The organism is Pseudomonas sp. P1_C12 (genome assembly GCF_056406435.1).
The window spans coordinates 85,245-97,867 of the sequence record NZ_JBFUAE010000003.1 but is presented as its reverse complement, the minus strand read 5'-3'; the positions used below and the strand labels follow the sequence as shown (position 1 = coordinate 97,867).

The following is a 12,623-nucleotide window of genomic DNA, read 5'->3' as shown; positions in this document are numbered from 1 at the left end:
GCCACTTAAGGTCACACAGATGGACATGCAATCCCGAATTCGCCAGCTTTTTCAGGCCAGTATCGACACCAAGCAACAGGCGATGGAAGTACTTGCACCGCACATCGAGCAAGCCAGCCAGGTCATGGTCAACGCCCTGCTCAACGAAGGAAAAATGCTTTCCTGTGGTAACGGCGGCTCTGCCGGCGACGCCCAGCACTTCTCGTCCGAGCTGCTCAATCGCTTTGAGCGCGAGCGCCCGAGCCTGCCAGCCATCGCCTTGACGACCGACAGCTCGACGATCACCTCGATCGCCAATGACTACAGCTACAACGAAATCTTCTCCAAGCAGATCCGCGCACTCGGCCAACCGGGCGATGTGTTGCTGGCTATCTCCACCAGCGGTAACTCGGCCAACATAATTCAAGCGATCCAGGCCGCACATGATCGCGAAATGATTGTCGTAGCATTGACCGGTCGTGATGGCGGCGGCATGGCGTCACTGCTATTGCCCGAGGACGTCGAGATTCGCGTACCGGCCAACGTCACTGCACGCATTCAGGAAGTCCACCTGCTGGCGATCCATTGCCTTTGCGATTTGATCGACAGCCAAATATTCGGGAGTGAAGAATGACCCCTAATCGCCTGGGCCTTCTGGCCTTGACCCTGTGCCTCGGCATCAGTGGCTGCACCTCGGTGGTGACTGCCAGCCGTGAAGCACCGATTGAAGATGACCGTGGCACCCGCACACTGGGCAGCAAGATCGACGACTCCCTGATCGACACCAAGGTTGGCGTGAACGTCGCCAAGGCCGACCCAGCCCTGGATAAGGACTCGCACATCGTCGTCACCAGCTTCAACGGCGTCGTGCTGCTCGCCGGGCAAACGCCACGCGCAGACCTCAAGGCCAAGGCCGAACAGGCCGCCGCCGCGGTCCAGCGCGTGAAGCAGGTGCACAACGAGCTGCAGGTCCTGCCACCCTCCAGCTTCCTGGCCCGTCAGAACGACACCTGGCTGACCTCCAAGATCAAAGCCCAGATGCTCGCCGACGCCAACATCCCCGGTTCGCGCATCAAGATCGTCACTGAAAACGGCATTGTCTACATGCTAGGCCTGCTGACCAAACAGGAAGCTGCGCAGGCGACCAACCTGGTGCAAGGCGTTTCCGGCGTACAGAAGATTGTGAAGCTGTTTGAGTACATCGACTGATCTGCACACCGCTTACCTATCTGCACGCGGTGTAGGAGCCGCCGAAGGCTGCGATCTTTTGATCTTAAAAAGCCAAATCAAAAGATCGCAGCCTTCGGCAGCTCCTACCCGTTTGAAGGTGGTGAAGTAATAAAAAAGGCGATCCGTTCGGATCGCCTTTTTTATTACTTCACCACCTTCAAACTGGGTCGACCGCTTGGACGCGGCGGCTCGCTGTCGGGTGGTGGAAGATCGTCATCGGGCTCGATCTCGTCATCCTCGCCCATCGGCGATTCCAGATCGAACACCATGCCTTGGCCATTCTCCCGGGCGTAGATACCCAGGATCGAAGCAATTGGCACGTACAAGGTGTGCGGCACGCCACCAAAGCGCCCTTCGAAACTGACCGCCTCGTTGTCCATGTGCAGATGACGCACAGCCTGTGGCGACACATTCAGGACAATTTGTCCGTCACTGGCAAAACCCTGAGGCACCTGGACCGACGGATACTCGGAATTGACCAGCATGTGCGGGGTGCAATCGTTGTCCACAATCCACTCGTAGAGCGCGCGGACCAGATAAGGTCGACTGGAGTTCATAGCGGCTCCTTAAGCCTTAGCGCATATCGCGTTCGACACCAGACAGACTCGCCTGGAAAGCCTCACGCGCAAACGAGCGCTCCATGTAATCAAGCAGCGGCTTGGCAGGCCGCGGCAGTTCTATACCCAAAATCGGCAATCGCCAGAGTATTGGCAGTAGGCAGCAGTCCACCAGACTTTGTTCCTCACTGAGGAAAAACGGCTTGTCGGCAAACAGTGGCGACACACCCGTCAGGCTTTCGCGCAACTCTTTCCGAGCCACGGCACGGGCCGCCTCCTTGGTCCGCGAATCCAGAATCAGATCCACCAGGCCACACCAGTCACGCTGAATACGATGAATCAGCAGACGACTGTTGGCACGCGCCACAGGATAAACCGGCAGCAAGGGCGGGTGCGGGTAACGCTCATCCAGATATTCCATCACCACAGTCGACTCCCACAACGCCAGGTCGCGATCGACCAGGGTGGGCAAGCTGCCGTAAGGGTTCACCTCAATCAGTTTAGGTGGCTGACGCCCAGCTTCCACGTAAATGATCTCGGCGCTGACACCCTTCTCTGCCAGTACGATGCGCACTCGGTGGGAATAGTGGTCGGCGGGGTCGGAGTAACAGGCCAACCGATTGGTCACGCCCATGGCGATCCTCCTCGCTTGTAGAAATTATCGAACGCGGAAAAACGAGCGCGCCCAGAGGACGCCTCCCGTAACGACTGGATAACCAGGCTCGCTACATCTTCAGAGGCGCCCTTGGGCGCGCGCGATTAACAGCAATAGCTTGAAGCTTTATCAGTGCACGTCTTTCCAGTATTCGCGCTTGAGCAGGTAAGCGAAGACGAAGAAGAACGCCAGGTACAACAATACGTACGTACCGATGCGCTGATGTTGCAGCTTAACCGGGTTAGCCGAGTAAGCCAGGAAGGTTACCAGATTCTTGACCTTCTCATCGAACTGCTCTTCAGTCAGAGCACCGCTTTTCGGCACGATGGTCAGTTGATCGCACGCTTCATGAGTCAATGGCGTACCGGTCAGCGGATCAAATTGCTTTTTGCCGCCTTCGACGATCTGAACCTGTTTGCAACCAACCACCTGGCGACCTTGCAGGCCGGCCAGGACGTTTGGCATGCCCACGTTCGGGAAGACCTTGTTGTTCACACCCCATGGACGCGACGGATCTTCGTAGAACGACTTCAGGTAACCGTAGAGCCAGTCGGTACCGCGAACACGAGCAACCAGGGTCAGGTCCGGCGGAGCGGCGCCAAACCAGGCCTTGGCGTCCGCTGGCTGCATGCCGATGCTCATGTGGTCGCCGATCTTGGCGCCAGTGAACATCAGCTTCTCCAGCATCAACTCATGGGGAATGCCCAGGTCGTCGGCAACTCGCTCATAGCGTTGGAACTTGGCACTGTGGCAACCCATGCAGTAGTTGGCGAACGTACGTGCACCATCCTGCATGGCTGCTTTATCGGAAACGTCAACGTCGACTTTTTCCAGCTCGGGGCCACCGTGCTCAGCTGCGAAAGCGAACACTGGCAACGCAGCAAGCATCAATACAGCAAATAGTTTTTTCATCAGCCAGTCACCCTTTCCGGAACCGGTTTGGTCTTCTCAAGCCGGGTGTAGAACGGCATCAGAATGAAGTAGGCGAAGTACAGGAAGGTACATACCTGCGACAGCAACGTACGCTCAGGGGTTGGAGCCAATACGCCCAGCACACCCAGGATCACGAACGCGATGCAGAACACCCAGAGCCAGATCTTGCTCAGCCAGCCTTTGTAGCGCATCGACTTGACCGGACTGCGGTCGAGCCATGGCAGGACGAACAGCACAGCAATGGCCGCGCCCATGGCGATCACACCGAAGAGCTTGTCCGGAATCGCGCGCAAGATGGCGTAGAACGGGGTGAAGTACCAGACCGGAGCAATGTGCTCTGGGGTCTTGAAGGCGTTCGCCACTTCAAAGTTCGGCTTTTCGAGGAAGTAACCGCCCATTTCCGGGAAGAAGAACACGATCGAGCAGAAGATGAACAGGAACACCACCACACCGACGATATCTTTCACGGTGTAGTACGGGTGGAAGGCAATGCCATCCAGCGGTATGCCGTTTTCGTCCTTGTGTTTCTTGATGTCCACGCCGTCCGGGTTGTTCGAACCGACTTCGTGCAACGCCAGGATGTGCAGCACCACCAGACCCAGGATAACGATCGGCAGGGCAACCACGTGCAAGGCGAAGAAGCGGTTCAGGGTAATACCGGAAATCAGGTAGTCACCACGAATCCACTGGGTCAGGTCGTTACCGATGACCGGGATCGCACCGAACAGCGAGATGATCACCTGGGCACCCCAGTAGGACATCTGCCCCCACGGCAGCAGGTAACCCATGAAGGCTTCGGCCATCAGCGCCAGGTAGATCAGCATGCCGAAGACCCACACCAGCTCACGCGGTTTCTGGTACGAACCGTAGAGCAGGCCACGGAACATGTGCAGATAGACCACGATAAAGAACGCAGAGGCGCCGGTGGAGTGCAGCAGACGCAGGATCGAGCCGTACTCGACGTCGCGCATGATGTATTCGACGGAGGCAAACGCCTCTTCCGCCGACGGGTTATAGCTCATGGTCAGCCAAACGCCGGTAACGATCTGATTGACCAGAACGAGCAGCGCCAGGGAGCCAAAGAAATAGAAGAAGTTGAAGTTCTTCGGAGCGTAATACTTGCTGAGATGGTCTTCCCACATCTTGGTTGCGGGAAAGCGTGCATCAACCCAATCCATGAATTTGCTCATCACGCCTTCTCCGTATCGACGCCAATGACAATGATGTCGTCGGTCTCATAGGAATGCGGGGGAACTGGCAGGTTCAAAGGCGCAGGTTGCGACTTGTAGACGCGACCAGCCAGATCGTAGTGGGAACCGTGGCAAGGGCAGAAATAACCGCCTACCCAGTCTTTCCCCAGATCCGCAGGTGCCACTTCGGGACGGAAGGTCGGCGAGCAACCCAAGTGCGTGCAGATACCGATCAGCAGCAGAACCTCAGGTTTGATCGAACGGGTTTCCGGATCAACGTAAGTCGGTTGTGTCGAGTTCTTGGAGGTCGGGTCAACAAGCTGGCCCTCGATCTTCTTCAGATTCCCCAGGATTTCCGGCGTACGGCGGACGATGAACACCGGCTGGCCGCGCCACTCAGCAATCATCTGCTGGCCTGGCTCGACTTTGCTGACATTCACTTTCACCGGTGCACCTGCGGCTTTCGCCTTGGCACTGGGAAACCATGACCCCACGAACGGGACCGCAGCCCCCACCGCTCCTGCAGCACCCACCACGGATGTGGCTGCTACCAAGAAGCGACGCCGGCCTGCATTCACGCCGTCATTGCTCATTCAGTCCTCTCCATCAGCTTTGTGGCCTGTTAAATCAGGCGTCTACTAAGTAAATCTATGTACTTATAAAAATTTTGCCGAATGGTAATGAAAAGCCCCAATTCTGACAAGGTAATTACCGGAGCCCATCATCCCCAAGCCTTGTAGTATAGGGCGCCTGCGGATGTGGCAAGTTGTCACAGCGCAATTCTTTGATAAATCGCAGACACAAAAAAACGCCCAGCTCCGTGAGGAAACTGGGCGTTCTTTTTTGAACGTGAAAGCGAATTAACGCTTCGAGTACTGCGGACGCTTACGCGCCTTACGCAGACCGACTTTCTTACGTTCAACTTCACGAGCATCGCGGGTTACGAAGCCGGCTTTACGCAGGGCGCTGCGCAGAGTCTCGTCGTAGTCCATCAGAGCGCGAGTGATACCGTGGCGGATTGCGCCAGCTTGACCACTTACACCACCGCCGATCACGGTGACGTAGATGTCGAACTTCTCGACAGTCTCAGTCAATTCCAGCGGCTGACGAACTACCATGCGGGCAGTTTCGCGGCCGAAGAAATTATCCAGCGAACGGTTGTTGATGGAGATGTTACCAGTACCCGGACGCAGGAAAACGCGTGCGGTTGCGGTCTTGCGACGGCCAGTGCCGTAATTTTGAGTCGCCGACATAATGTACTATTCCGTTAAAACTTCAGTTCTTGGGGCTGCTGAGCAGTATGTGGGTGTGCAGCGCCCGCATAGACTTTCAGCTTACGGTACATGTCGCGACCCAGCGGATTCTTAGGCAGCATGCCTTTGACCGCGGTCTCGATCACGCGCTCAGGGGCCTTGGCGATCAGCTTTTCAAAGTTGATCGACTTGATGCCGCCCGGGAAACCGGAGTGGGAGTAGTACATTTTGTCAGTGGTTTTAGCACCGGTAACACGGATCTGCTCAGCGTTGATTACGACGATGTAGTCGCCGGTGTCAACGTGAGGAGTGTACTCAGGCTTGTGCTTGCCACGCAGACGGCTCGCGATTTCGGTGGCCAGACGACCCAGGGTCTGACCAGCAGCGTCGACGACAAACCAGTCGCGCTTTACTGTTTCCGGTTTAGCAGTAAAAGTTTTCATTCTTTATAGCCTCAGGGGCCGCCCTGTAAATTAGACGGCGGATCTTACTGAATAGTGCGTACTTTGACAAGTCAAAGGCAGCCGGATACAGACGCTTTCGGGGGCTCGGGTCGGCGCGTCCGTTCAACGGCAAGATTCTTCGGCGGCGGCGCATCACTTCCACTGCAGAAAGAGGTGCGCAATTATGCAGATTGCGAAAAATAATTCAACCTGCTTTTATGATTGTTTTGCCCAAGGAGCACCCGATGGACTATCGCCAGCTAGGCCGAACCAATCTGAACGTGAGTGCCCTCTGCCTCGGAACCATGACCTGGGGCGAGCAAAACAGCGAGGCAGACGCCTTCGCCCAGATCGAGCGGGCCAAGAGCGCCGGAATCAACTTCATCGACACCGCCGAGATGTACCCGGTGCCACCCAAGGCTGAAACCTACGCCACCACCGAACGCTACATCGGCAATTACTTCAAGAGCCGCGGCGACCGCGTCGACTGGATCCTGGCCAGCAAGATCGCCGGCCCCGGCAACACTATCGACTACATCCGCGATAAAAACCTGCGCCACAATCGCCAACACATTACTGAGGCGGTTGATGCCAGCCTCAAGCGCCTGCAAACCGACTACATCGACCTGTACCAGTTGCACTGGCCGGAGCGCAGCACCAACTTCTTCGGTCAACTCGGCTACAAGCACAAGATCGAGGCCAACCTGACCCCGCTGGAGGACACCCTCGAAGCGCTGGACGAACAGGTCCGCGCCGGCAAGATCCGCCACATCGGCCTGTCCAACGAGACGCCATGGGGCACCATGCGCTTTCTGGCCCTGGCCGAAGCCCGAGGCTGGCCGCGTGCCGTGTCGATCCAGAACCCGTACAACCTGCTCAACCGCTGCTTTGAGGTCGGCCTGGCGGAAATCGCCATCCGCGAGCAGTGCGGCCTGCTCGCCTATTCGCCGCTGGCGTTCGGCTTCCTTTCAGGCAAGTACGAAGGTGGCGCCCGCCCGCCAAAAGGTCGCCTGAGCCTCTACAGCCGCTTCAGCCGCTATTTCAACCCGCAGTCGCAAGCTGCCTGCAGTCGTTACGTGGCCCTGGCTCGCGAGCACGGCCTGGACCCGGCGCAAATGGCCCTGGCGTTCGTAACGCAGCAGCCGTTCGTGACCAGCAACATCATCGGCGCGACCACGATGGAGCAACTGGAGAGCAACATTGCCAGTTTTGATCTGAAATTGTCGGAAGAGGTACTGGAGGGGATCGAGGCGATTCACAAGGAACATCCGAATCCGGCGCCTTGATTGATTCATAGCCCCATTCGCGAGCAGGCTCGCTCCCACAAGGATTACGCCGCACCTGTGGGAGCGAGCCTGCTCGCGATGACGGACGATCAGTCACCGCCAATCAAAGCGACCGCGCAATAATCTCCTTCATGATTTCATTGGTCCCGGCATAGATCCGCTGCACCCGCGCATCCGCCCATGCCCGCGCGATCGGGTACTCCCACATGAACCCGTAGCCACCGTGCAACTGCACACACTCGTCGAGCACCTTGCATTGCAGGTCGGTGCCCCAGTACTTGGCCATCGCTGCCGTTGGCACGTCGAGCTTGCCTTGCAGGTGCAGCTCCAGGCAGCGGTCGACGAAGACCCGGCCGATCTGGATTTCCGTGGCCATTTCCGCCAGTTTGAACCGGGTATTCTGGAAATCCGCGATCGACTTGCCGAACGCCTTGCGCTCGCGGGTGTAGTCCAGCGTCCATTGCAGCGCCGCTTCAGCTGAAGCCAGCCCGCCAATGGCCACCGTCAGGCGCTCTTGGGGCAATTCCTGCATCAGGTAGGCAAAGCCCATCCCGGCCTGGCCCAGCAGGTTTTCCTTGGGTACACGTACATCCTGGAAGAACAGCTCCGAGGTGTCCTGGGCTTTCATCCCGACCTTTTCCAGGCGCTTGCCCTTGTCGAAGCCTGGCGTATTGGCTTCCACCAGAAACAAACTGGTGCCCTTCGCGCCGGCCTTCGGATCGGTCTTGGCGACGACGATCACCAGATCGGCCAGGTAGCCGTTGGTGATAAAAGTCTTGGAGCCGTTGATCACATACTCATCGCCATCGAGCACGGCCGTGGTTTTCACCCCTTGCAGATCGGAACCGGCGCCCGGTTCAGTCATGGCGATCGCGGTAACCATCTCGCCGGACACCAGCTTCGGCAGGTATTTGTGCTTCAGCGCTTCACTGCCGTAATGCAGGATGTACGGCGCCACGATGTCCGAATGCAGGGAAAAACCGATGCCGGTCAGGCCAAGTCGCCCCACTTCTTCGATCACCACCGCACTGTAGAGAAAGTCCGCCCCCAGACCGCCGTACTCCTCCGGCAAGTGTGAGCACAGCATCCCCGCCTCCCCTGCCTTGTTCCACAGTTTGCGGTCGATATAGCCCTGTTTTTCCCATTGCCCATGGAACGGCACCGCCTCTTTTTCGAGGAACGTTCGCACACTGTCGCGGAAAAGCTCGTGCTCGGAACTGAACAGGGTTCTGGGGATCATGCGACACCTTTTCTTTGTTATTAGAAGGAATTGACCGTCAGAGCCTAAGCCTCGCTTCCGATACAGGACACTGGACACATCCGACAAAAAATAAGACGATCCAGCCGTCTGGTGACCACTTCCCCCTATAAAAATAAAGTTGAATTATGTCTAACCAAGCCTCCACGCCCCTGCGGCGCGTCAGCATCCTGGCCATTGACCGGGTTTTCGCTTCCACCCTCATGCAAGCCAAGGATTTCTTCCACCTCGCCAGCCTGCGCTACGGCAAACAGCTGGGCCATGGCCTGACACCGGCGTTCGAAACCCGCCTGGTCAGCCCCGATGGCAAACCGGTCAACACCTTCAGCGATGTGCTGATTCCAGTGGATGGCGGGCTGGAAAACGCCGACATCATCGTTCTTCCCGCGTTCTGGGACGATTTCGACAGTCTCTGCAAACGTTACCCGCAAGTCCTGCCCTGGTTGCGCCAGCAACATGCGCGCGGTGCCGTACTGTGCGGCGAGGCCACCGGTGTTTTCTGGCTGGCCGAAGCCGGGCTGCTCAATGGCAAGGAAGCGACCACCTACTGGCGCTTCTTCAATGCCTTCGCCGAACGCTTCCCCCAGGTCCAGCTCAATCAGGACAAGCACCTGACCGACGCCGATAACCTGTACTGCGCCGGCGGCACCACCTCGGCGTGCGATTTGTACATCTACCTGATCGAGCGCTTCTGCGGCGCCAATGTGTCCCAGGCCGTAGCGCGGGACATTCTGTATGAGGTGCAACGCAGCTACGCGCCTGGACGCATCGGGTTTGGCGGCCAGAAGCTGCACCAGGATGTGATCATCCTGCAGATCCAGCACTGGCTCGAAGAACACTTCGCCGACAAGTTCCGCTTCGAAGACGTCGCCCGCGAACACGGCATGAGCATCCGCAACTTCATGCGCCGCTTCCAGACCGCCACCGGCGACAAGCCACTGCATTACCTGCAACGCCTGCGCATCGAAACCGCCAAGGGCTTGCTGTCCGGCAGCCGCAAGAGCATCAAGACCATCAGTTACGAAGTCGGCTACGACGATGCGAGCTTCTTTGCCCGGCTGTTCCGCCAACACACGGAGTTGTCGCCGAACCAGTATCGGCAGCAGTTTCAGCAAGCGGCGTAATCACAGGCATACAAATGAACCCTGTGGGAGCGAGCCTGCTCGCGATGACTTCGGCACATCCAGCATTAATGTGACTGACTCACCGCCTTCGCGAGCAGGCTCACTCCTACAGGGATTGGCATAAAAAAGGGCCTGCATTTGCATGCCCTTTTTTATTTTCCGAATCGTCCTACGGCTTGTGCGCCCGGGCCAGGAATTCGTGGGATTGCATTTCCAGCAGTCGGCTGAGGGTACGCTGGAACTCGAAGTTCAGCCGGCCACCCGTGTACAGGTCTTTAAGCTCGACTTCGGCAGAAATGATCAGCTTCACGTTGCGGTCGTAGAACTCGTCGACCATGTTGATGAAGCGTCGGGCGATGTCGTCGGTGGTGACGCTCATCTGCTCGACATCGCTGAGCAACACGGCGTGGAAGATCTTGCCCAGCTCGATGTAGTCGTTCTGGCTGCGTGGGCCGTCGCATAGTTCGCGGAAGTTGAACCAGGCCACGTCATCGCAGGTGCGCAGGGCACGGATTTCACGGTTCTCGATCATCAGCACGTCATTTTCGACCGCCGCCGTGCATTCCGGTGTCAGCGCACGGAAGCTCTTGCGCAGGCTTTCGTTGGCGGCTTCGTCGAGTGGATAGTGGAACAGCTCGGCTTGTTCGAGGTGACGCAGACGATAGTCGACGCCGCTGTCGACGTTGACGATCTCGGTGTTCTGCTTGATCAGCGCAATGGCCGGCAGGAAGCGCGCGCGCTGCAGGCCGTCCTTGTACAGGCCGTCCGGCACGATGTTCGAGGTGGCGACCAGGGTCACACCGTTCTTGAACAGTTCTTCCATCAGCGTGCCGAGGATCATGGCGTCGGTGATGTCGGAGACGAAGAATTCATCGAAGCAGATGACCCGGGCTTCGGTGGCGAAGCGCTTGGCAATGATGGTCAGCGGGTTTTTCTCGCCGCCCAGGGTCTTCATCTCTTCGTGCACGCGCTTCATGAAGCGGTGGAAGTGCGTACGGGTCTTTTCCTTGAAGGGCAACGCTTCGAAGAAGGTGTCCACCAGGTAAGTCTTGCCGCGACCTACGCCGCCCCAGAAATACAGGCCCTTGACCGGGGTCTGATCCTTCTTGCCAAACAACTTGCCCAGCAGGCCCGGCTTGTTTTGCTCGGCCGCGACCAGATCGTCGTACAGGCGCTGCAAATGACGCACGGCGGTTTCCTGCGCGGCGTCATGGAAGAATTCCGGGCGTTTCAGATCAGCTTGATATCGTTCTAGGGGCGTCATAATTCGTTAGCAAGGCAACAAAAACGGGCCGACACTGTAGCGACGGCCCGCAGGAATGGCAATCGGCCCTTGGTCGGGCCGAGCCGTTGATTATTCCTGAATCGGCGTCAGGGCAATGCGCAAGGCCTCGATAGCCGCGTCGCGTGCGGCGCTGTCGGCGAAGGTCGGGCTGTCGGCAACGCATTGACCTTCGAGCCAGACGCTGAAGCCCAGATCTTCACTGCGCACGTCCAGATCCTGGCCCGCTTGCAGTTGCTTGGTCACCTGCCCCGCGGTTTTACCGTCGGCGAAGTTGCGCGACAGCAGCAGTTGTTCGCCATCGGCCGCCAGCAGACGGAAGCGGAAACTGCCGTCGTCTTCACGGAAGCTGACAAACCGCGCAGCCTTGACGACTTTCTTCTTGGTGGTCGCAGCCACTTGAGTCTGGGCAACGAAGGAGCGCAGGCCTACCGCTTCACGCAGTTCGTTGAGGAAGGGTGTCGCCACCGCGCGGGCCTTTTTCGCGCCGTGTTGCAGGATGTCTTCCAGATCCGCCGGGCGCTCGATCAACAGGTTATAACGCTCGCGGGACTCGCCCAATTCGTTGTCCAGTAGCTGGAACAGACGACTCTTCGCCTCGCCCCAACCCAGACCCTGCAACAGTTCGCTGCGGAACTCGTCGGACTGCGCCGGGGTGGCGAACGCCTGGAACAAGGTGAACAGGTGTGAATTGTCCGGATCCTTGGCTTCGCCCGGCGCGCGGGAGTCGGTGACGATCCGTGAAATCGCATCCTTCATTTCTTTGGCGCTGCTGAACAGCGGAATGGTGTTGTCGTAGCTCTTCGACATCTTGCGGCCATCCAGGCCCGGCAAGGTGGCGACGCTCTCTTCGATCAACGCCTCGGGCATGGTGAAGAACTCTTTGCCCTGGCCAAAAAGATGGTTGAAGCGCTGACCGATGTCCCGCGCCATTTCCACGTGCTGGATCTGGTCACGACCGACCGGCACCTTGTGCGCATTGAACATCAGGATGTCCGCGGCCATCAGCACCGGGTAGCTGTACAGGCCCATGGTGATGCCGGCGTCCGGGTCTTCACCGGTCTCGACGTTCTTGTCCACCGAAGCCTTGTAGGCGTGGGCGCGATTGAGCAGGCCCTTGGCGGCAACGCAGGTCAGCAGCCAGGTCAGTTCGGGGATTTCCGGGATGTCGGACTGGCGGTAGAAGGTCACGCGATCGACATCCAGGCCACCGGCCAGCCAGGTCGCGGCGATTTCCAGACGCGAGCGCTGGATGCGCAGCGGGTCATCGCACTTGATCAGGGCGTGGTAGTCGGCCAGGAAGTAGAACGAATCGGCATTGCTGTCACGGCTGGCGAGGATCGCCGGGCGGATGGCGCCAGCGTAGTTGCCCAGGTGCGGTGTGCCGGTGGTGGTGATGCCGGTGAGGATACGGGTACGAGTCGTCATGGGTA

14 protein-coding genes are annotated in these 12,623 nt (G+C 58.2%); 4 read left to right on the top strand and 10 right to left on the bottom strand.

Features of this window, described 5'->3' with window-relative positions:
• Positions 1-19 precede the first annotated feature (19 nt).
• Together AC1D19_RS05860 and AC1D19_RS05855 are read left to right on the top strand one after the other, a co-directional pair.
• Entirely contained in the window at positions 20-613 is a 594-nt protein-coding gene (locus AC1D19_RS05860; protein ID WP_477753048.1) for a phosphoheptose isomerase, read from the top strand.
• On the top strand, positions 610-1,188 hold the full coding sequence (locus AC1D19_RS05855; protein WP_477753047.1) for a BON domain-containing protein: 579 nt from the start codon (positions 610-612) through the stop codon (positions 1,186-1,188). The genes AC1D19_RS05860 and AC1D19_RS05855 overlap by 4 nt, the downstream gene beginning before the upstream one ends.
• A gap of 164 nt (positions 1,189-1,352) precedes the next feature.
• Here the strand turns inward: AC1D19_RS05855 and AC1D19_RS05850 are convergent, their stop codons facing one another.
• The 7 genes from AC1D19_RS05850 to rplM form a co-directional block, all read right to left on the bottom strand.
• The gene (locus tag AC1D19_RS05850) at positions 1,353-1,766 is read right to left on the bottom strand and encodes a ClpXP protease specificity-enhancing factor (RefSeq protein ID WP_007998247.1); all 414 of its coding nucleotides are present in this window, start codon (positions 1,764-1,766) and stop codon (positions 1,353-1,355) included.
• Between the two features lie 16 nt (positions 1,767-1,782).
• A complete protein-coding gene (locus tag AC1D19_RS05845; RefSeq protein WP_060539471.1) occupies positions 1,783-2,400 on the bottom strand; it encodes a glutathione S-transferase N-terminal domain-containing protein in 618 nt (205 codons plus the stop codon).
• A 150-nt stretch (positions 2,401-2,550) separates the two neighbouring features.
• Positions 2,551-3,333: a cytochrome c1 gene (locus AC1D19_RS05840; protein WP_477753046.1), complete on the bottom strand. Its 783-nt coding sequence runs from the start codon at positions 3,331-3,333 to the stop codon at positions 2,551-2,553.
• Positions 3,333-4,544, bottom strand: a complete 1,212-nt coding sequence (locus AC1D19_RS05835) for a cytochrome b (protein ID WP_310053977.1) — start codon at positions 4,542-4,544, stop codon at positions 3,333-3,335. The genes AC1D19_RS05840 and AC1D19_RS05835 overlap by 1 nt, the downstream gene beginning before the upstream one ends.
• Complete coding sequence (gene petA / locus AC1D19_RS05830) at positions 4,544-5,137, bottom strand: ubiquinol-cytochrome c reductase iron-sulfur subunit (protein ID WP_477760572.1); 594 nt, start codon at positions 5,135-5,137, stop codon at positions 4,544-4,546. The genes AC1D19_RS05835 and petA overlap by 1 nt, the downstream gene beginning before the upstream one ends.
• Before the next feature lie 267 nt (positions 5,138-5,404).
• Positions 5,405-5,797, bottom strand: coding sequence for a 30S ribosomal protein S9 (gene rpsI / locus AC1D19_RS05825; protein WP_003228056.1), 393 nt, complete (start codon positions 5,795-5,797; stop codon positions 5,405-5,407).
• 14 nt (positions 5,798-5,811) lie between these two features.
• Entirely contained in the window at positions 5,812-6,240 is a 429-nt protein-coding gene (gene rplM, locus AC1D19_RS05820) for a 50S ribosomal protein L13 (RefSeq protein WP_007917032.1), read from the bottom strand.
• A 245-nt stretch (positions 6,241-6,485) separates the two neighbouring features.
• Between rplM and AC1D19_RS05815 the strand changes: the two genes are divergently transcribed.
• Positions 6,486-7,526, top strand: coding sequence for an NADP(H)-dependent aldo-keto reductase (locus tag AC1D19_RS05815; protein WP_477762650.1), 1,041 nt, complete (start codon positions 6,486-6,488; stop codon positions 7,524-7,526).
• A 103-nt stretch (positions 7,527-7,629) separates the two neighbouring features.
• On the opposite strand, the gene AC1D19_RS05810 is transcribed toward AC1D19_RS05815, so the two are convergent.
• Positions 7,630-8,766, bottom strand: a complete 1,137-nt coding sequence (locus AC1D19_RS05810) for an acyl-CoA dehydrogenase family protein (protein ID WP_046041911.1) — start codon at positions 8,764-8,766, stop codon at positions 7,630-7,632.
• Positions 8,767-8,987: 221 nt separating this feature from the next.
• On the opposite strand from AC1D19_RS05810, the gene AC1D19_RS05805 reads away from it, so the two are divergent.
• A complete protein-coding gene (locus tag AC1D19_RS05805) occupies positions 8,988-9,908 on the top strand; it encodes a GlxA family transcriptional regulator (RefSeq protein ID WP_477753065.1) in 921 nt (306 codons plus the stop codon).
• A gap of 169 nt (positions 9,909-10,077) precedes the next feature.
• Here AC1D19_RS05805 and zapE read toward each other — a convergent pair whose 3' ends face one another.
• Entirely contained in the window at positions 10,078-11,172 is a 1,095-nt protein-coding gene (gene zapE / locus AC1D19_RS05800; protein WP_095943473.1) for a cell division protein ZapE, read from the bottom strand.
• 90 nt (positions 11,173-11,262) lie between these two features.
• Positions 11,263-12,618 (bottom strand): tryptophan--tRNA ligase, encoded by a 1,356-nt coding sequence (locus tag AC1D19_RS05795; protein WP_477762649.1) that lies wholly within the window; start codon positions 12,616-12,618, stop codon positions 11,263-11,265.
• Between the last annotated feature and the right edge of the window lie 5 nt (positions 12,619-12,623).